We start from the raw sequence: 19,428 nt of genomic DNA, 5'->3' as shown, positions 1-19,428 counted from the left end.
GTCAATGACCGGCCCTGCTTCAAACTTTGAAACCCTAAGGCCCCAGTTTCTCTAAGAAATTAGAGGGACTGGATGTTTACGGCCTGGGGACCCTTGGGGCCCTGCTCGGTTTCGAAGGAGACCTTCTGGTTCTCTTCGAGTGAGCGGAAGCCGGAGGAAGCGATCGCAGAGTAGTGTGCGAAAACATCCTGTGAGGAGTCATCGGGGGAAATGAAGCCGAAGCCCTTTTCAGCGTTAAACCATTTGACGGTACCAGTAGCCATTATTTTTGTCCTTCGTGAAGGTGGAGGAAAAGTCCCGACTTTCGGGTCCTCCGGTGTGGGGTGTTCAAAACCGCTACTTCAGAAGAACGGGGACTTTCGACCCCGCGTACTGCCTGAACTACCAACTGCATAAACACAACAACAGGAACAACACTACAGGAGATTTCGGACACCGATGACCACAACTCAAGGCTCCTGCTGCGACCAGAACTCCAGGACGTTCCTTATTACCTCGCGGGGTGCAATCAGGAGTGGGGCAACGTGACCGGCGCCGCTAACCTCTGCGAACCTGCCGCCGGGCACAGACTCTGCTGCACGCTTCCCCTCGGCGCGGTCCAGCAACGCGTCGTCGTGGCTGGCCAGCATCAGGACGGGTACCGTCAGCCGGGGCAGCACCGGGCGGAGGTCAGGCCGGTGCAACATCACCGACTGCATGGCCCAGTATTTCCCGCGCCTGTTACCGCGCCCGAAAGCTTTCCTGACCGCATCGGCGGCAGAGGGATACGCCTTGTCTACGCCTTTACCGGCGAGCGCTTCCACGAGGAGCCCGCTGAATGGTCGCGGACCCACCGCCCGGTAGAGGTAGACGAGGAGCGCGTTCTGCCTGCGTTCGGATGTGGTCAGTGGATACGGCGGAGTACCGATGGTGGTCAGCGTTCGGCAACGGGTCGGGAACATGTCGGCGAACACGATCCCCACATGCCCGCCCCAGGCGTTACCCACCCAATCAACCGGGCCCGTGACGCGGAGCGCATCGAGCACCTGTGACGCTGCGGTGGCGCAGTCCTCGAGCGTGTACCGCCTGCGCGGGCCGGAGCTGTCGCCGTGGCCCGGGCCGTCGATGAGGAACAGTTCTCGCTGCGCGCCCAGGTCCTCCACCACGGCCTCGAACGTGCTGGAGTCGACGAACAGGCTGTGCCACAGGACTGCAGGAGGCCCGCCGCCCCTTCGCCGCACCGCAAGGGGCCCGAGGACGGTTTCAACAGTGACCGGGGAATCGTTGGTAACCATAACGGCCTCCAGGTCTTGCCGCTTCAACGTTGCGCTCCATACAGAAGCACTGTGCGATACAGGCTCCTCCCGGCGCCTGTGGCCGTCAAGAAGGATTTGCCGCTTGCGGCTGAACCACCTTGCCGGTGAAGATGGCTTAGCGCACGAGGCGCGACCGGCCACGGGTGGGGGTTCCCTTTGCCGGCGTTGGCGCCCCAGAAAGCCTTCGTTGCTTCATTTTCCTTCCGCCAATTCGGCGGCGCACCGTCCGTCCCCGCGCGATGTCGCAAAGCTGGGTGAGCTGCTGGACGACGACGTGTGGGCGTTCAGCAATTGCCGGGTTGATGCACCCGGCAGGCCGGTGGCCGAGATCGACTGGTTCTTCTACAACACCCGGTTGGGGACTCTGATGGTCAGCGAGTGGAAGGGCTTCCCCCAACGTGTGGTCTCGGCGACCGACACTGGGACCCGGTGGCTGCTTGAGGGCGGGCTGATGGTGGCCAACCCCATCGAGCAGGTATCAAAACAGCTCGACGCGTTGCGGACCGCCCTCCGCCTCGGCATCCTCCCCCAGCACTTTCCTGCCTTTGCTCCCCAGGAACTGAGGTTGATGCAAAGCGTTTATTCGCCGCAAATTGATGATCAGACGGCGGTAGAGCGGATCCGGTGGGGGAAAGTTTATGGCGGCCTTCCGGAACTGGCGGCCGCAGTCTCGAACTGGACCAGCCCGGCACCGCTGCTCCTGCCAGACCCTGACGCGCAGCTTGGCCTGGCGAACGCGCTTTGCGCGCTGTTCCGCACCAGCATGCCTGCCGACGTGAAAACCAAGCTCAGCCTTTCGAGGAAAAAGCCCGCTGCCGACGTCGTACGCCGGATCAGTGAGATCCATCGCGAGATAGCGGCGCTGCATGCGGAACTGGCCGACCTGACGCTGGAGGCAGCAACAGCCGTCAACTCCCGGCCAGCAGAACCAACACCGCAACCATGGGCACCGCCCCCAGCCGCAAAGCCTGCTGCCTCGAAGGCAGTGACCACGAAGGCGCCTGCCCTGACTGAGCACCAGCGGATGAACGCCCATTTGACCCGCAGCTTCAGAGGCATAAACGGAAGTGCAGAGGCTGCCGCAAAGGCGCTCGAACAAGCCTGGATCTCAGTGCTCAATGACCCGCTGCTGCATGGCGCGCCGGGGATCAGCGTCAGTATGTTCGGCTCCCTGAGTACGCCACTGGTAAAGCAGCACCACGGTTCGCTGTCGAAGGTGCTGGGAATGCAGCTGCGGAAATGGTGCGTCCTTCAGGCTGAAGCGGCTGGGATGAAGCCAAGGGACGTTGCCGGTAAGCCGTCCAACATTCGAGTGCGCTGAAGCATATGAATGCGGCAGCGGCCTCAAACACAGTGCAGACCAGCCATGAATCAAAAATTGTTTTAGCAAAGCAACCCATCCGATATGGGATGGGCCCCGAATAGCTGGCATGACCCCTTGGGTCGGAGGCATTCAGCCGATCCATAAATCCATAACGCATTCAGGAGATCACTATGGCAACACACACGAACACCGGCATGGCAACCCGCACCAACGTGCAAAAGGCGTCAATGGCTGTTGGGGCAGTGTTCCTGCTGGTCGGCATCCTGGGCTTCGTCCCGGGAATCACGGGCAACTACGACCAGCTGCACTTCGCCGGCCACCACTCCGAGGCCATGCTGCTCGGCATCTTCCAGGTTTCCGCCTTGCACAACATCGTCCACCTGCTCTTCGGCGTGGCCGGCATCGCTCTTGCCAAAACCGCGTCCGGAGCCCGTTCCTTCCTCCTCTACGGCGGCATCATCTACCTGGTCCTCTTCATCTACGGCCTGGTCATCCCGCAGGACACCGCCGGCAACTTCGTCCCGGTGAACGGGGCCGACAACATCCTGCACCTGCTGCTCGGCGTCGGCATGGTAGCCCTGGCCCTGATCCTCACCAAGGGCCACGCCAAAGCACGCGCTTAAGGCTCTCCCTTGGCGCTAACCCCGCCGAATAACCAGTGGCCCCGATCGGCAGCTTCCGCTGTCGATCGGGGCCACTGTCATGCTGCTGCCTCTCGCCGCGTAGCCCTGCCCCCCTGGGTTCGCGGCAGACCTAAGAACCTCTGGTTCGGGTGCTGTCGCAGAGACGTCCGCACCCGGCGTAGGGTTCTCTGACGGCGGGTGCGGCATAAAGGAAACCCTCACCAGGTTCCGTCAACTCGGCCTGGCGCCCTGACCCTCCTACTCGCCGCGGGCAGTGGCCAAGTGGTTCGACTCAAGGAGCTTATGGCCCGGCGCGGCCGGGAAGTCTACGTCCTGGCCGACTCCTCCAAACTCGGACTGCGGCCCTTCCACGCCTGGGCACGCTTGGCCCTCCCCTGGACCCTCGTGACGGACGACGGCGCCGACCCCGAGCAGGTGCAGAAGTTCCGGGACGCCGGGGTACAGGTTGAGGTGGCGCAGGCGGGCGGCTGAGCCCCTGAGTAACCGAAACACCGCGCCAGCTGCGCCGATGGGAAGGGTTCACCCCTTCCCATCGGCGGCTGTGCGGGTAGCCTCTAGGCTGATGCTGCCGGAAACCGCTCCCACACCCGGTGTGCTGCCAGCAGCGCGGTTATTTCCTGGACCAACGATTCAGGCTCCTGGCCCGAGACGATGCCCGGAGCATCAAGGGGCAGGCCCGCCGCCGTCAAGACCGCGGAGTCGGCGCCCAGGGAGGCAATGGCCTTGGCATGGCGGAATGCTTCAGTCAGCAGCAATACGGCCCGTGGGTCCAAGGCATCCCCGGGGGCACCGGCTTTGGCGTCGAGCCCTGGTGCGGCGTCGGGAGCCGGAGTGGCAGCAGCAGCCACGATGACGGCGTCGAACTCGGTGGAGCGGGCGGTGAGGTAGGTCCGCTGCACGGGGACCCCGCCGTCGTCCTCTGCTCCGAGGAAACCGCCCGCCGGGGCGATGACCAGGGGGACGATGCCCTCGGCGTCCAAGGCCTTCCGTGCAGCGTTTACGGCGGCAAGGTCGCTGTTCTCATCAGCCAGAATCCCGACAATCCGGCCGGCAACCGGCCAGGTCCCACCCACCTGTGACAAGGCAGGGCTGGGCTCGGATTCCGGGACTTGCTCAGTTGCCTGCGGCGCGGGCAGGCCCAGGCCTTGAGCCACGGCGGCGCAGAGGCCCGCGTCCACGTTGGCCAGGGCTGCCAGCTGCCGTTCGGGGATGGACTTTTCGTAGCACTTGCCCAGCTCGAAGGTGTAGGCCTGGATCACGTGATCCTGCTCCACCGGGCTCAGGCTGCGGAAGAAGAGGCCCACCTGGCTGTAGTGGTCATCGAAGGATGCAGGGTTCTTCCGCTCCTTGATGGAGGCAGCCACTTCCTCCGGCACGTCGATGAAAGCGCCAATATCCTGTCCCGCGAGGAACGGGCAGCCGCCGTCCAGCGAGTTCGGCTGGTAGGGAGCCACTCCCCCATGGACCGCCTGCTGGTGCATCCCGTCCCGCAGCATGTCGTTGACCGGGGCCTGCGGCCTATTGATGGGGATCTGGCCGAAGTTGGGCCCTCCCAGGCGGGAGATCTGGGTGTCCAGGTACGAAAACAGGCGTACCTGCAGCAGGGGATCGTTGGTGACGTCGATCCCGGGGACCAGATGGCCGGGGTGGAACGCCACCTGTTCGGTTTCGGCGAAGAAGTTGGTGGGATTCGCGTTAAGGGTCATGACGCCGATGGGCTGGACCGGAGCCAGTTCTTCGGGAACGAACTTGGTGGGATCAAGCAGGTCGATTCCTTCGAACATCTGGTCTTCGGTGTCCGGGAACGTCTGCACGCCGAGCTCCCACTCCGGGTAGGCGCCTGCTTCGATGGCGTCGGCCAGGTCCCGGCGGTGGAAGTCCGGATCCATGCCGTTGATGATTTGCGCTTCCTCCCACACCAACGAGTGGACGCCCTGCTTTGGCTTCCAGTGGAACTTCACCAAAGTGGTTTGGCCTTCCGCGTTGATGAACCGGAAGGTGTGCACGCCGAAGCCTTCCATGGTCCGGTAGGAACGCGGGATTCCCCGGTCGGACATGTTCCACATCGTGTGCGCCTGGGCCTCGGTGTGCAGGGAAACGAAATCCCAAAACGTGTCATGGGCGCTCTGCGCCTGGGGAATTTCCCGGTCCGGGTGCGGCTTGGCCGCGTGCACGATGTCCGGGAACTTGATGCCGTCCTGGACGAAAAAGACCGGGATGTTGTTTCCCACCAGGTCGTACGTGCCCTCGTCGGTGTAGAACTTGGTGGAAAAGCCCCTCGTGTCCCGGACGGTGTCGGCGGAGCCGCGGGAACCCAGCACTGTGGAGAAGCGCACGAAGACGGGAGTCTCCACGTCCTTGGCCAGGAAGCCTGCGCGGGTGATGTTGGCAGCAGTGCCGTAGGAGCGGAACACACCATGGGCTCCTGCGCCGCGGGCGTGGACTACGCGCTCGGGAATGCGCTCGTGGTCAAAGTGCGTGATCTTTTCCCGCAGGTGGTGGTCCTGCAACAGAATAGGCCCGCGCGAACCAGCTTTCAGGGAATGGTCAGTATCCCGAAGGCGAAGCCCCTGGGCAGTGGTCAGGTACTGACCGGATTGGGCCCGAGCCGTGGCCGGTGCCCCGGTGGGGCTTCCCGTGGGAGAGACCGCCTCAGGTCCTCGCTGGTCCGGCTTTGGGGGCAGCGGCTCGCGTGGAGTTGTCGGTTCTTCCAGGCTGGCAGGCTCGCTTGCGGGGACTCCGGGGATCTGGATGTTGCTCTCTTCTGGCACGAATTTTTCTCCTCAGGATGGGCAAAACTGGCAGTCCTCGGGCAATGACCGAAAATACTAAGCGTGCTTAGCATGCTCTGCCAGCCTAGGAAAGGTTGCCCAGCACCACAAATTTGCCCGGGATTCGGACTACAGGCACAGGGGTGAACGGATCACCCTGGCAGCACCTCGCGCCTACCGAAGGGGTATGGCCGCCGCGAGCGCCTCGACGGCGGAGCGGGGACTGGTCAGGACGGGAATCCCGAGGCCCTCAAGGAGGGCAGCAGCAGGTTCCATGCTTGCCTGCGCCAGGACGACGACGTCGGAGCGGCCTGCGAGCGCACGCGCACCTCCGGCGATTCTTAAGTGATAGGCCTCCGCCTCGCCTGCCATAAACGCCTCCCATGCCCCGTCCACAACGCTGATCTCCAGTGTCACCTCAATTCCGGCGGCCGCGGCCTCCTGGCTGAGGACGCTGGTGGGCGGCTCCACGGTGCTGCTCAATGCCACGAGGACCCCGATCCGGGGGCCAAGAGCCACTGCCCGGCGAAGCATCGGCCGGTCGATCCTGAGCACTGCCAGGCCAGCACCCGACAGACCTTCGGCGATCTCCCCGAGCGTGGAGCAGGTGCAGAGGACTACCGTGCAGCCGGCGTCACGGAGTTCAGTGAGATGGGCGGCCACAATGGCATGAACACGCTCCCCTGTTCTGTCCTGCCTCGCTAGTTCCAGGGCGTCCGGGTCCACGCGGTGCACTGCACGCGCGGACGGCATAAGCTCGCGGGACAGGGCCTCGAACGTCGCCACATGCACCTGCGACGTGTGGAGGAACCCCACAGGACCAGGAGCAGCAGGATGGGTTTCGGTCATGGAGCCCGACTTTGTTAGGGCCTCGGCAGGCTTTGCGATGGTCAGGGCTCAAGCCGCTTGCGCAGGAGGCAGAATTCGTTGCCCTCGGGATCGGCCAGGACGTGCCACTGCTCGTTGCCGGTCTGCCCCACGTCCGCCGGGCGGGCTCCCAGGGCAAGCAGGCGTTCCAGCTCGGCGTCCTGGTCCCGGTCCACCGGGTTGATGTCGATGTGCAGGGGCAGCCGTCCGGACCGCGGGTTGCTGCTCGGACTCAGGATGATGGTCGGCTGGAGGCCGCCGAACCCGGCGGGCGGGCCGATCTCGATCGCACCGTCCTCCCGGTCAAGCTCCACGTAGCCGAGGACGCCGCACCAAAACTGTGCGAGCAGTTCCGGATGGGTGCAGTTCAGGACCAGTTCACTGATGCGCGAAACCATGGGACCCAGTGTACGAAGGGCAGTGGCGGCGGGGAATCCGCGGAGAACAACGGCGGCGGCCCCTTCCGGAAGGGCCACCGGACGCGGTGCTGGAAACTACGACGGCGGGACTTGCTTCCGCCGTCGTCTTCCTTTTGCTGGGGCATTGGAAAGCTCGGCAAAACCTGAGCAAAACCTGGGGCGGCAGCATGCTCCCGGCGGATACGCTTCCCCTGGATATCCGGAGTTGCGCTTCCGGCACACAGAAAATTGGGGGAATCGATGCAGGAACTACGCCGTATTTATTGGACGAGGCAGGGGCTTCGGCTGGCGTACGCGGCGGTGATGGTGTGGCTCGCCATCTCGGTGATGACCGCATTCATGCCCAAGGCAGCACCTGCCGCCGGCATACGGCCATCCTCCCCCGCGGAGGTATTGCGCGGCCTGGTCGAGGGCGTCGCCGCCTCGGTCACGCTCCCCGGCCTGGCCCTCGTCGTGATGTTCATCGTCGTCGCCGTCATCACCAGGCAGGACGTCCGGCGGCGGGACCCGGTACGGCGCTTTACCCGCGAACAGCGCCGCGAAGGGATGGCCAGGGCCGGCGGACGGTGCGAATTGGAGGCCGGGTTCGGGCGGCGCTGCGCCCGCCCCGCCGAGCACGGCGACCACTTCTACCCGTGGTCCAAGGGCGGCTCCACCAGCCTGCAGAACTTCGTCGCGGCCTGCGCCCGGTGCAACCGCGCCAAGCGTGCCAATATCCCGTCCCCCAGCCAGCAGCAGCGACCACGACCTGGCCGGCAGCCGGCGAAGGTTCAGGCGCGGCATTTCCGGGAACCGCGAAAGTGACGGTGCCAAAGCCAAGGATTGCCGCAGTGAAACCGGCAAGGAAGAGTCTTTTCATAGGGGCTATCTTCCGCGCACGCGCACACGCTGGATAGGGGTAAGAACCCCAAAATTGTCGGCGGCCGTAGCACCGGTGGCGAGCCCCGCCGTCGTAATTCCGGCGCCATTGTGCGGCTTTCGGCACAACGGTACGATTCTGGCGGGGAGAGGTCCTGGTCTGGAATGACGAGCGTTAGGGGCCCTTCCGATGACTGACTTTTTCACCATGCAGCCCGGCGAAACCGCCGCTCCCCTGCCGCCGGGGCCTGTCCTGTGCACAGCGTCGGCGTCCATGCGGCGCATCCACCGCGTTTTCCTGTGGGCGTACGACGAGGCGCCGGGTCTGGTGCGCTCCGCCGCTGCGGGCGACACCGCCCGTGCCGCGTACGTGGGTGAAGTGCTGGGGAACTTCGACAAGCTGCTCCACATCCACCATGAGAGCGAGGATCTGCTCATGTACCCGCAGCTGGCTGAGCGGGCACCGGGATGCGCCCTGCACATAGGACAGATGGTTGAGCAGCACCGGCAGGTCACACGGCGGCTCGAGGTCATCGAGCCGTTGCGGCTGCGCTGGATGACGACGGCGGACGGGGAGCAGGGCGCGGAACTCGCCGCGCTCTACGAAGACCTCTCGGCGGTCCTCAACGTGCACCTGCGCCGGGAGGTCACCGAGGTGATGCCCGCGGTGGAGAGGGTGATGACGGAGAGCGAAATGAAGGCAGCCGCGGAGCATGGGAGCAACCAGGTCAGCAACAAGTTCCTGGTGGGCTACCTCGGGATGGTGCTGGCAACGAACCCGCCCGCGGACCGGAAGGAACTGTTCAAGGAGATCCCCGCGCCGGTCCGCCTCGCCTACCGCCTGATCGGGCGCAGGATGTACCGGAAGCAGTACTCCACGCTGTTCCCGGGACGCCCGGTCCCCGAGACCCTTTAGCTGGGCGGTGGTTTGAAATAATGGACGAGCCAGCATGCAGCAACCGAAGGGCGCGTCACGATGACCCACCACCAAGGACGTCGGGGCCAGCACCGCGCCCGCCGGCTGTTCTTGGGTCTTGTCCTGCTCGGAGCGCTCGCGTCCGTGCTGGCATTCCTCGGCCCCGGCTTACTTAATGGATTGCGCACTGCAGACGGCTCGCTGGTGCTACGCCCGGAGTGCGTGGTCGAAACCTCGGAGGGCGAGGTGAGACTTGATCGTGACCAAGCGAAACGGGCCACCACAGCGGCGGCGCTCCTCTCCCGCGGGATGACAGCCCCGGATACCATCGGCATCGACGCTGCGGTCTTACAGCGGTTGGCCGACGGCCCGCCCGGAGACGCCGGCCCTGTTCTGGCCTGCCGCGGGTCCGCTGCCAGTGATCTCCAGGAACAGCAGGCGGGCGCCACCGGCCTGACACCGCGCGCCGAGCAGTTGCGCAGGGCCATGACCGAGGTATTCGGCGAGCAAAGCCTGGGCGGGTTCGCCCCGGGAGGCGTGGATCAGGGGCATGGGGCTGACTCGACGCACTACGATGGCCGGGCCATCGACGTCTTTTTCCGCCCCGTCACCGAGGAGAACCGGCGAAAGGGGTGGATCCTCGCGCACTGGCTCGTTGCTCACGCCGAGGACCTGGATATCCAGTACGTCATCTTCGACGACCGGTTCTGGGGCGCCCACAGCTCGCGTGGGCGATGGGGCGACTACGACGCTCCTGAGCCCGGCAACGAGATCCTCCGTCACCTCGACCACGTCCACGTGGATGTGCTGGGCGGAAGGACCGCCTAAGGGAGCTCGCTCGTGGCGGTTTGCAGCGCCCGCCAGGGTAAACGGGCGGCTTGTCCAACAAACGCATCAGACGTTGCACTAGGCTGGAAATCCCCGTACCAACCACCAACAAGCGAGGCATAACGTGCACCAGGACGCCACCCGGTTCCTGTCCCAGCCGGTGGCCGCCCAGCCCGGCGCACCCCTCCGCGTCGCGGTTTACTCCCGGATTGCCGAAGCCATCCGCAACGGCCTCCTCACGCCCGGCTCCATGATCCCCACCGAAACCGAACTCGGCGCCGACATGAAAGTCAGCCGCACCGTGGTCCGGGAAGCCCTCATGCTGCTCGAGGAGGACGGCCTCATCAGGGCGCGGCGCGGCGTCGGGCGCTTCGTCTCGGACACGCTCCCCCGCATCGGCATCGAACGCATCCGCCCATTCGAGGAAGTGCTCGGCAGCCCCGGCCAGCAGCTCGAGGTCAAGCGCATCCAGGTGGTGCGCCAGCCCGCTTCCGAATTCGCCGCCCCCGGCGTCGGCGTCGAGCCCGGCACCGACTGCTGGCTCTGGGAATCAGTCCTGATTCGCGACGGCGAGGCCATCGCCCACCTGCAGGAAAACATCTCCGCGCAGCCCGTCAGCCTCGGCAAAAGTGCCGCCGTGCCCCTTGACATAAAGGACGACGGCGGTGCCACCTTGCTTGCCGCGCTCAACGACCAGCTGGGCCGGCTGCCCGGGCCGGGTGAGTGCCAGATCAGCCTCAGCCAGGTGGGGCCCAGCCGCGCCAAGCTGCTGGACCTGCGCCCGTCCGATCCCGTGCTGGTCCTCACCCAGTACGTTCGCTACGGCAACCAGCCTTTCTACCTGGCCAAATGCCTGATCGCCGCCAGAGCTGGGCACCTTTCGGTGATGCAGTCGCTGCAGTCCTAGAGTCCTACACATCGACGGCGTCCCTTGCATTGACCCTGGCTTTTGCCCAATAGGACTCTTGGCCGTTGTCATCTCGGCCGTTGATTCAACCTCTCCCCAGTTCTTCCGCGGCTGCGGAAGAACCACACCGCTTGGCCCAGAGGTCAATTGGTAGTGCCGATGTCCCTCTTGCGTCCACCCAACCCCAGCATGGCCATGGCAACAGACAGGACTAAGCCGGAGGCTATCAACGGGGTGGTTTCCTTGTTCGGGTGCCGGAAGGACTCCAGCGTGATCCGCTCCCATAGGATGCCAAGGATGTAGAGGGCGCCAGCCACCCGACCGCCTTTCGTACCCAACGCCGCGGCCTGGCAAGAAGCAGAACGATGCTTGCCGCATGGACCGCCAGCGTGTGCCATGGCGCTGCCAGCCCGCTGCCGGTGCCCCACATGTCACGAGCGACGTTCTCAGGCTTTCCCCGCCCAAAGGGAATGTCGTAAGGGATTTTGTCCCGGATCGCCTTCCGCGCGGCAACGAGTTGCACAATCAGCTGCACCAGCGAAACAGAGGCGAGGATTTTCATGACTGATCCTCCCAAGTCCGCAGCCGGGAGGAAGAGCGTACCCCCGCCCCAAGGCCGAGGGCAACGCTTCTAGACGGTGTAAACCGGGCCGGTTTCGGCGGGCTCAACCACCAACAAGCTCGCCCACCGGCTGCATAGTCAGCAGCGTCTCCACCAGGTGCGGCACGATGTCCTCCTCGAGTGAAAGCACCACGCGGCACCGCGCCCCCGCCACCGGAGGGTAGCCCGCATACAGCCCACGGAGGTCGCAGATGGTCTGGCCCCGGCCCGGCCCGACGGAGGTATCGACGGCGGCACGCACCACGGGCGCGGCAGCGGCCTTCACAGCACCAACAGCGAGCGCCGCCGCCAGAGGATCGTGCATCGCCGAGCAGCGCCGGCCGTAAATGTCCTCGTAGAACCGGAAGTAATAGCCCAGCATCTCCCCCAACACCTGCGCCACCGGCGACGAAGACGCCAGCAGCGCCTGCCGGTGCGGCTCCTCCAGGACACACGTCATGGTCACATCCAGCGGCACCAGGGTCACCTCCCAGTCGGCGGCCAGCACCAGGGCGGCGGCCTCGGGGTCGTTGAAGATGTTGGCCTCAGCAACCGGGGTAATGTTCCCGGGCGCCAGGGCCGCCCCGCCCATCACGGTTACCGACTCCACCAGTGACGGCAGGGAAGGTTCCAACCGGAGCGCCTCGGCAATGTTGGTGAGCGGGCCAATAGCAAGCACGCGCAACGAACCAGGGTACAAACGTGCCAGCCGCACCAGCATCTCAGCCGCGGACTCCTCCACAACGGAAGCAGCCGCCGTCGTAAGCGTTACCCCGCCGATCCCGTTCTCCCCGTGCACCCACGGCGCCCCGCCGCCGAAGGAACCGGCAAGAGGGTCATGCGCACCAAGGGCAACGGGAACCTGCGAGGAGCCGGCAAGGCGCCAGCAGGTCCAGCGTGTTGCGGGCGCCGGCGGCGGCACTGACGTTGCCGCTGACGGACCCGATCCCGACCACGTCAGCAAAGGGAGAGGCCAGCAGGTAGGCCAGGGCGAGGGCGTCGTCGATGCCGGTGTCGCAGTCCAGGTAGAACGGGGAGGGCGTGGTCATGGTGGTTCTCCTACAGTGAAAGGGGTTAGACGGTCTCGCCCTGAGGGGCGGCGACGAAGAGGCTGACGATGAACGCGGCGGCCGTGATGGCCACCGAGATCCAGAGGGCGGTGGCGTACCCGGCGGCCGTAGCCTGGGCGGCGAAGGGCGCCACGAGGACGACGCCGAGGCTCGCCCCGATGCCGAAGGAGGCACCGTTGATGCCGGGCAGGGCAGCGGGGGCTTCCTTGGGTGAGAGGAGCACCGAAAGCCCGTTGATGGCGGTGAGGAAGAAGCCGTTGTAGAAGATGCCCAGCGCCGCGACGGCGATCAGCACCGCCACCCGGTTGTCCGAGAAGGTGGCGGCGGCGATGGCGCAGGCCAGGCTGAGTCCCGTGCCGAACCGGAGGGTCTTGATCCAGCCGCGGCGGTCTGCCAGCCAACCGGCCAAAGGCGCGGCGAACACACCGATCAAAGCGGCGGGGGTGAGGAACAGCAGCGCCGAGATGGAGGCGGTGAGCCCAAAGCCGCCGTCGGGGTCCTGGCTGAGCAGCACCACGGTGAAGTTGATGATGGCGAAGATGCCGGCCAGGGTGAGGACGGTGGTGGCGATGACCGGCCACACCCGGCGGGAGCGCAGGTGGTGGACGGCGATCAGCGGGTGGCTGCGGCGTTTCTCAATGATCCAGAAGGCGGCGAAGGACGCGATGGTTCCGGCCAGCAGGGCCAGGGTGCCGGGTGCGGTCCAGCCGGCGGCCGAGCCGCCGGAGACGAAGTAGGTGGTGAACACCAGGAACAGCGAAAGGGAGCCGGCGCCCCACCAGTCCATGGCGCCGCGCACGCCCTCCGGCCGTCCGGCCGGGACGATTTTGATGATGCAGGCGGCGGCGATGGCGGTGAGGACGAGCACGACGACGAAGATGGACCGGAAGGCGAGGGTCTCGGCCATGAGCCCGCCCACGTAGCCGTCCACGCCGCCCACTCCCCCGTTGATGGCGGCGATGATGCCCACGGAGGTGCCGAAGACCTTGGCGTGCAGGTTTTCGCTGAGCACTATGTAGGCCAGGGCGAAGATGGCGCTGGAGACGCCCTGCAGGAACCGGCCGGTGACCAGCAGCGGCAGGGTGGGGGCGGTGATGCAGAGGATGGTGCCGGCGCCCATGATGCCGAGGACCAGGAGCAGGGCGGCGCGGCGGCCGATGAAGTCGCTCCACCGGCCGATCACGGGCCCGGCGATGGTGCCGGCCAGGAAGATCATGGACTGGACGGGGGCGGCACTGTCGGCACCCTGGCCGAACTCGGCCGCGATCTGCGGCAGTGCAGGGGTGACCATGCTGGCGTTGAGCTGGAAGGACAGCACGCCGAGCAGCAGGGTGGAGATCAGCAGGGCGGCGCGGCGGCCGGCGAATTTCGTTTCGTCGGGAAGTACGACGGCGGAGGCGGTTTCCGCGGAAGGCGCGGCGGCCGCCGGGATGGGGTGTCAGTTATTATACAAAAATGTATGACGCGCGAGTACAAGCATGGTCTACACTACTTCTCAATCCGGCCGCTTCCGGCCCCACCCTCGTTGAGACTTCCCATGAGCAATCAACTACCTGCCGTCACCGTTGTCGGCAGCATCAACCTGGACCTGATCGCCACCGCCCACCGGCTGCCCACCGCGGGCGAAAGCATTGGCGGCGCGGTGCTGTCCGAGCAGCCCGGTGGCAAGGGCGCAACCAGGCCGCGACAGCCGCGCAGCTGGGCGGCAGTGCCCGGATGGTCGGCGCGGCGGGCCATGACCCGCACGGGCAGCGGATGCTGGATGCGCTGGCAGTTGCCGGCGTGGACACCGCGGACGTGGCCGTGCTGCCGGGAGCCACCGGGACGGCGCTGATTGTGGTGGACCGCGACGGCGAGAACCAGATCGTGGTGTGCCCGGGCGCCAACTCGCACCTGTCCCTCGACGGGGTGGAGTTCGGCCCGGAGGAGACGGTGCTGTGCCAGCTGGAGGTTGGCCTGCCCGTGGTGCTGGAGGCGGCCCGGCGGCATAAGGGGCACTTTGTGCTGAACGCCGCTCCGGCCATGGACCTGCCGGCCGAGCTGCTGGAGCGCTGCGACCTGGTGATCGTCAATGAGAGCGAGTACGCCCTCATCCCGGCCCTTGCGGAGGTGAAGCTGGTTGCGGTGACTTACGGCGGGGATGGGTCGGCGATGTTCGAGTATGGCCGGAAGGTGGCGGAGGCTCCGTCGGCTGCAGTGGCGGTGGCGAATACTGTGGGCGCCGGGGATGCTTTCTGCGCCGCCCTGGTCCTGGCGCTGCGGCAGGGGCTGGACTACGCCCAGGCTCTGGCTGTGGCCAACGCGGTGGGCGGGGATGCCGTGGGCGATCCCTCCTCGCAGCCGGATTTGGCACGGCTGGGTTACTACGTCGAGCGGGCCGACGTTGCTGAGAGTGTTCGATGAGTGTCGTTTTCCGGCGGGCGGTACCATCGGATTTTTCGGAAGTCCGGCGCATTACGCGCGAGGCCTACCTGCGTGCCGGGCACTTTTCCGCGGACCATCCGTACATGAGCGTGCTGGAGGACGTGGAGCACCGCGCCGAGCATGCGGAGATGTGGGTGGCGGAGACCGCCGGGAAGGTGGTGGCGGCGGTGACGCTGACGTTCGTCGGCCAGCCGTACAGCGAGATCGCCAAGGACGGGGAACTGGAGTTCCGTATGCTGGCCGTGGACCCGTCGTGCCAGGGCAATGGCCTGGGCCGTGCGGTGGTTCGGGAGGTGGTGGAGCACGCCCGGCAACTACCCGGCATCGGGGCGATCAGCATCACCAGCGCCACGTTTATGGAACGCGCCCACGCCCTCTATCAGTCGCTGGGCTTCCTCCGCGCGCCGGAGCGGGACTGGTACGTGCCGGGTGAAGACGTGCTGCTGTGGGTGTTCCGGCTGGAGCTGTAGAGCTTGCACAGACGCTGTGCACCAACTGACCGAGACTGACGATGTCTTTGGCGACGCTAGGCCATTCCTTATCAAGGAACAGGCCGATCAAGGGCCCGTTCCTATGCGCCTACCTGTCCCCGAATAATCGGTTATGTAAGAAACATTCGTTTCGATCGGACATGACTACCACTTCCAGTCACGACTACAATACTCGCGACTGCACGAGGTTAGCGAAGGGCAATCTCCCGTATTGTGCAACAAACTCAGCGTGATAACTAGCTTCTACAGAATTTACCTGGTCTGCAGGCAGTTCCTTCCAACCAACATGCAGAGAATGCGATGCTTCTAGTTGCCACAGAATCCGACCACCCCAATGTCCCACGGGCTTTCCATGGCCAAAGTCAGTCAACTCCTTGAGACGCTTTCTAAGTCCACGATTACCAGTTTTTCCTGGTCCAGCTTTACCGATATAGAGGACATCGGCGTCTTCAACCCACTCGCGAATCAACTCGTCTTTGGTGAGGGTTGGATCTTGCTTCTTGAAGTGACCACCCGCGCTCTTCTCTAGAAAAACCGGTTCAAAGCCTTCGGGTTTCAGTACGACATAGATACCCGGGCCACTCGGCACCATGGCTATGTCGAGCTCTTCAAACGGTACGAAACCCTCAAATCCGTCACTCGTGAGAGTTTGCTCGTTGATAAGCACTGCCGCCCCTTCCTACTGGGTCACATATTGAAAACTTGCACCATTCTAATTCCTTAAAAATTGAAGCAGATAGTCTTCCACTTTGGATGGACAAGGCTCTAAGGAAGTCCCAATTGAAGTGCTAACGCGGCCACAATGCGCTGGTTCGGGCGGGCATCCCGAACCCGAAGATCGGGGTATGCGCCATTAACCCGCACGCCGGCGAGAACGGCCTGTTCGGCCAGGGCGAGGAAGCCGAGAAGATCGAACCGGGCGTGAAGGCCGCGCAGGCGGCCGGGATCAACGCCGTGGACCCCCTGCCGGCGGACACGCTGTTCTTCCTGGCCGGCCGCGGCGATTACGACCTGGTGGTGGCCATGTACCACGACCAGGGCCACGGCCCGGTAAAGGTGCTCGGCATCGAAGCCGGCGTGAACATCACGGTGGGCCTGCCGGTGATCCGCACGTCCGTGGACCACGGCACCGCCTTCGACATCGCCGGCAAGGCGATCGCCGATTCCCGCTCCATGGTGGAGGCGCTGCACCAGGCCGCGGAGATGGCCACCCGGCCTGCAGTCGCCGTGTAGGCGTTGCTGCGGGGACTGGGCGGGGGCCGGAACTAGCATGGTTACCACTGCCACGGGAAGGAGACCGGGAATGCTCAGCGCAAACGCGCGGCGCGAGGAGATCTACCACCTCGCCGTCACCACCGGTCTGGCCTCCGTGGAGGAACTTTCCGCCCGGTTCGAGGTGACCGCGTCCACCATCCGCCGTGACCTGGCGCTGCTGAACGGGCAGGGCCGGCTGGCCCGCACCTACGGCGGGGCGATGGCGCTGGGTGCGCACCCGGTGGCTTCGCTGCGGCAGCGCACCGGCGAGGCGTTCGAGCAGAAGCATGCGATCGCCCGCTGGGTTGCGTCCGTCATCGTGCCCGGGGAGAACATCCTGCTCGACGCCGGCTCCACCGCAGGTGCCCTGGCCCACGAACTGCGCGGGTTCGAAAAGCTGTCCGTGACCACCCCGGGCATCAACACCATGCAGGAACTCGCCGATTCGGAGGGCATCGAGGTGGACTGCCTCGGCGGCCGGCTGCGGAGCCTTTCGCAGAGCTTTGTCGGGCCGCTGGCTGAAGCGGCGCTGGAGCGGATGAGCTTTGACCGCGTGTTCTTGGGCGCCGACGCCGTCACCGCCGAGGACGTAAGGCTCGCCGAAAACCAGTCAGTGGGAGCCCGCCAACCCAACACCATAACGATCTCGAAGCAGCCCCACGAGCCAAGCAGCCCAGGCCGACCGCATTACTTTTCATAATCACGCACTAGGTAGACCAGCCAACTGGTGAAAGGAGGGCCCCGAAATGACCGCCACGCGAGGCAGGGATCCGTCATCGTTCTTTTGTAGGAATGACCTCGCCAGGGCACAGCCGGTGCGACCACCCAGTAGCTATGTCCACCGGACGGATAAAGGCACTAGAGAAGGTTCGGCCATTGCGGCGGTGATGCGCCAAACTCGCCGAAAGTGCAAACCTGCGGCCAACATAGGTTCAAATCCCACCGTCACCGCCAACTGAGAAGGCCCCGCTTCCCTTGTAAACAAAGGGAAGCGGGGCCTTTCACTTTGCCCGCGTTGTACGCTTTGGCAAAGAATTGGCAAACATTCCCTGGCACGCCACCATGCCCGTGATCAGGAGCCAACTGCCCATCGCCTTGGCCCGCTCGGATGTACGGATCCGCTGCGCCGGTCAGCTTGGCGGATGTTAATTCAACCGTGAGGGGCAGGAGCGCCGGCCAAAGGCCCAGACGCCATGCCTGCCGCTCCGCTGCACGGCCGGAGCTCCGAACCCAGAGATCCGGCTCCATCCGAGGTCATTGCGTAGTATTGCCCGATGAGCTTCGTCGCGCACGTCCTAAGCGTTATGATCGCTTCGCCATCCGACTTACGAGAGGCGCGAGACGCCGTTCAAGCCGCCATCTATGCTTGGAATGAGGCAAACTCCCGCACCAAGTCGGTGATACTCCAGCCGTGGCGTTGGGAGACGTCCGCCGTTCCGATTACCGGCGGCCGAGCCCAATCCCTCATAAACACTCAGGGAGTCGACCGGTCCGATATCGTCTTCGCCCTATTCGGCAGCCGCTTAGGCAGCCCCACGAGTGAAGCTGTATCTGGTACAGCCGAAGAGATCGAACGCGCGGTTCATCTGGGCAAGCCCGTTCATGTCTATTTCTCTAGTGCCGCGCTTCCAAGCGATGTCGACGTTGAACAGCTAACCGCCCTGCGAGAATTCAAGAAAGTTATGCAGGAGAAGAGCCTACTAGGAGAGTTCAGCACCCCTAGCCAACTCAACGGTGAGGTTTGGAAAGCCATTGAACATGACTTGGTTGAGCTCAACTTGGAAGATCCGGTCAAGGAGCGACTCGGAGAGCCCTCCCACGACACACAGAAGGATCTTCTTCTGCTAGAGGACAGGATGAAGGGCTGGGAGATGCACGGCACCTTCCACATAGGCTTACGCAACGCCTTTCACAAGCGCCTGTCGAGCACCTTCGTTCGGCAACTGGAAGAGCAAGTGGATCGCTGGGATGGAGACACCCGAGACTTCCATGATGAAGAGATTGCCCAGGCATGGAGCGACTGCAAAGGTGCGGCCGAATCGTACGTGGAGAAAATCAACTTCTATATGTCATACGAAGAAAGCACCGACTATAAGTACTTGCAGGTTCCAACAGAATTACGGGACAACGGCGACCACGGAGAGGCTTATCGAAAGATCTTCCAAGAGCTGGAATCAGCCAGGTTTGACTTTTTGGGATCACTTGGCGTTCTCTATCGGATCCATCATTCCAAGGCCCTGCTGTATCCAACAGATGATAAATTCTCCAACTGATGAGGCCGGCCTCTGACGCGCTAACAGACGGCTGAAACCCCGATTGCATGTACCATGCACCCTCCTCCCCCTGGGTACGTTTCCGATGCGGAATCTACCGCATCGGAAACGGCCTTCTGGCGGCAGTACAAGGGTAGCGGTGTGTTCATCTCACTATTTGTGGGCTACGTCGTTGGCCTAATCTACGCAGTAATTAATTTCACCGTTGATGGACCGCCGCGGCCAGGTGACTGGTGGATAGCACCTGCCGCCAGCTGCTGCCTAATCCTAGTGTCTGCCTCATACGCACGAATGGGGCAGGTGACAGTCAAGTAGCTCGAAGGAACGATCCGCGCTAGCGGGTATACATCAATGAGGATCAGAATCAGCATTTGAATGCTGCCATTACTGGCATTGACGTAATGCTAGCTCTCTAGGGTGCGAGCTTTCGTCCGGGAGCTAGCCTTGCGCTCACCCTGGGGAACGGATCTCCGTTGTTGTACACGC

18 protein-coding genes and 3 pseudogenes are annotated in these 19,428 nt (G+C 64.3%); 12 read left to right on the top strand and 9 right to left on the bottom strand.

The annotated features are described in order from the left end of the window. Positions 1-59: 59 nt before the first annotated feature. On the bottom strand, positions 60-263 hold the full coding sequence (locus AC5RT4_RS00540; RefSeq protein ID WP_066274236.1) for a cold-shock protein: 204 nt from the start codon (positions 261-263) through the stop codon (positions 60-62). Between the two features lie 186 nt (positions 264-449). Then, positions 450-1,274, bottom strand: a complete 825-nt coding sequence (locus tag AC5RT4_RS00535) for an alpha/beta fold hydrolase (protein WP_494104543.1) — start codon at positions 1,272-1,274, stop codon at positions 450-452. A 208-nt stretch (positions 1,275-1,482) separates the two neighbouring features. On the opposite strand from AC5RT4_RS00535, the gene AC5RT4_RS00530 reads away from it, so the two are divergent. The 3 genes and pseudogenes from AC5RT4_RS00530 to AC5RT4_RS00520 all read left to right on the top strand — a co-directional run. Next, positions 1,483-2,616 carry a hypothetical protein gene (locus AC5RT4_RS00530; RefSeq protein WP_494104542.1) on the top strand — a complete coding sequence of 378 codons (1,134 nt, stop codon included), beginning with the start codon at positions 1,483-1,485 and terminating at the stop codon, positions 2,614-2,616. A 173-nt stretch (positions 2,617-2,789) separates the two neighbouring features. Then, positions 2,790-3,242, top strand: a complete 453-nt coding sequence (locus AC5RT4_RS00525; protein ID WP_494104541.1) for a DUF4383 domain-containing protein — start codon at positions 2,790-2,792, stop codon at positions 3,240-3,242. 288 nt (positions 3,243-3,530) lie between these two features. Continuing rightward, positions 3,531-3,734, top strand: a pseudogene (locus AC5RT4_RS00520) (DeoR/GlpR family DNA-binding transcription regulator); the annotation flags it as partial. Between the two features lie 83 nt (positions 3,735-3,817). On the opposite strand, the gene AC5RT4_RS00515 reads toward AC5RT4_RS00520, so the two are convergent. From AC5RT4_RS00515 to AC5RT4_RS00505, 3 genes are all read right to left on the bottom strand, one after another. Further along, complete coding sequence (locus AC5RT4_RS00515; RefSeq protein WP_494104540.1) at positions 3,818-6,034, bottom strand: catalase; 2,217 nt, start codon at positions 6,032-6,034, stop codon at positions 3,818-3,820. 174 nt (positions 6,035-6,208) lie between these two features. Then, the gene (locus AC5RT4_RS00510; protein ID WP_494104539.1) at positions 6,209-6,883 is read right to left on the bottom strand and encodes an aspartate/glutamate racemase family protein; all 675 of its coding nucleotides are present in this window, start codon (positions 6,881-6,883) and stop codon (positions 6,209-6,211) included. A 41-nt stretch (positions 6,884-6,924) separates the two neighbouring features. Continuing rightward, positions 6,925-7,299 (bottom strand): VOC family protein, encoded by a 375-nt coding sequence (locus tag AC5RT4_RS00505; RefSeq protein WP_494104538.1) that lies wholly within the window; start codon positions 7,297-7,299, stop codon positions 6,925-6,927. A gap of 261 nt (positions 7,300-7,560) precedes the next feature. Between AC5RT4_RS00505 and AC5RT4_RS00500 the strand changes: the two genes are divergently transcribed. From AC5RT4_RS00500 to AC5RT4_RS00485, 4 genes are all read left to right on the top strand, one after another. Beyond that, a complete protein-coding gene (locus AC5RT4_RS00500; RefSeq protein WP_494104537.1) occupies positions 7,561-8,124 on the top strand; it encodes an HNH endonuclease in 564 nt (187 codons plus the stop codon). 244 nt (positions 8,125-8,368) lie between these two features. Further along, positions 8,369-9,094 (top strand): hemerythrin domain-containing protein, encoded by a 726-nt coding sequence (locus AC5RT4_RS00495; protein ID WP_494104536.1) that lies wholly within the window; start codon positions 8,369-8,371, stop codon positions 9,092-9,094. Positions 9,095-9,154: 60 nt separating this feature from the next. After that, complete coding sequence (locus tag AC5RT4_RS00490) at positions 9,155-9,922, top strand: VldE C-terminal domain-containing protein (RefSeq protein ID WP_494104535.1); 768 nt, start codon at positions 9,155-9,157, stop codon at positions 9,920-9,922. A 124-nt stretch (positions 9,923-10,046) separates the two neighbouring features. Continuing rightward, positions 10,047-10,829, top strand: coding sequence for a GntR family transcriptional regulator (locus tag AC5RT4_RS00485; RefSeq protein ID WP_494104534.1), 783 nt, complete (start codon positions 10,047-10,049; stop codon positions 10,827-10,829). 143 nt (positions 10,830-10,972) lie between these two features. Here the strand turns inward: AC5RT4_RS00485 and AC5RT4_RS00480 are convergent, their stop codons facing one another. From AC5RT4_RS00480 to AC5RT4_RS00470, 3 genes and pseudogenes are all read right to left on the bottom strand, one after another. Then, positions 10,973-11,146 (bottom strand): hypothetical protein, encoded by a 174-nt coding sequence (locus AC5RT4_RS00480; RefSeq protein WP_494104533.1) that lies wholly within the window; start codon positions 11,144-11,146, stop codon positions 10,973-10,975. Between the two features lie 348 nt (positions 11,147-11,494). Continuing rightward, positions 11,495-12,479 (bottom strand): annotated as a pseudogene (locus tag AC5RT4_RS00475) (nucleoside hydrolase). 25 nt (positions 12,480-12,504) lie between these two features. After that, positions 12,505-13,932 (bottom strand): MFS transporter, encoded by a 1,428-nt coding sequence (locus tag AC5RT4_RS00470; protein ID WP_494104725.1) that lies wholly within the window; start codon positions 13,930-13,932, stop codon positions 12,505-12,507. A 105-nt stretch (positions 13,933-14,037) separates the two neighbouring features. Between AC5RT4_RS00470 and AC5RT4_RS00465 the strand changes: the two are divergent. Then, positions 14,038-14,903 (top strand): annotated as a pseudogene (locus AC5RT4_RS00465) (ribokinase). Beyond that, on the top strand, positions 14,900-15,394 hold the full coding sequence (locus AC5RT4_RS00460; RefSeq protein ID WP_494104532.1) for a GNAT family N-acetyltransferase: 495 nt from the start codon (positions 14,900-14,902) through the stop codon (positions 15,392-15,394). Before AC5RT4_RS00465 ends, AC5RT4_RS00460 begins: the two are co-directional and overlap by 4 nt. Positions 15,395-15,578: 184 nt before the next feature. Here AC5RT4_RS00460 and AC5RT4_RS00455 read toward each other — a convergent pair whose 3' ends face one another. Beyond that, a complete protein-coding gene (locus AC5RT4_RS00455) occupies positions 15,579-16,082 on the bottom strand; it encodes a hypothetical protein (protein WP_494104531.1) in 504 nt (167 codons plus the stop codon). Between the two features lie 140 nt (positions 16,083-16,222). Here AC5RT4_RS00455 and AC5RT4_RS00450 point away from each other — a divergent pair, with 140 nt between their 5' ends. The 3 genes from AC5RT4_RS00450 to AC5RT4_RS00440 all read left to right on the top strand — a co-directional run bounded on the left by AC5RT4_RS00450 (position 16,223) and on the right by AC5RT4_RS00440 (position 18,942). Beyond that, the gene (locus AC5RT4_RS00450) at positions 16,223-16,648 is read left to right on the top strand and encodes a 4-hydroxythreonine-4-phosphate dehydrogenase PdxA (RefSeq protein ID WP_494104724.1); all 426 of its coding nucleotides are present in this window, start codon (positions 16,223-16,225) and stop codon (positions 16,646-16,648) included. A gap of 70 nt (positions 16,649-16,718) precedes the next feature. Beyond that, positions 16,719-17,369 (top strand): DeoR/GlpR family DNA-binding transcription regulator, encoded by a 651-nt coding sequence (locus AC5RT4_RS00445; RefSeq protein ID WP_494104530.1) that lies wholly within the window; start codon positions 16,719-16,721, stop codon positions 17,367-17,369. Positions 17,370-17,943: 574 nt separating this feature from the next. Next, complete coding sequence (locus tag AC5RT4_RS00440) at positions 17,944-18,942, top strand: DUF4062 domain-containing protein (protein ID WP_494104529.1); 999 nt, start codon at positions 17,944-17,946, stop codon at positions 18,940-18,942. Positions 18,943-19,428: the final 486 nt, after the last annotated feature.

Source organism: Arthrobacter sp. sptzw42 (assembly GCF_059089685.1).
The sequence above is the reverse complement of the archived record's forward strand: the minus strand, read 5'-3'. Positions and strand labels throughout refer to the sequence as shown.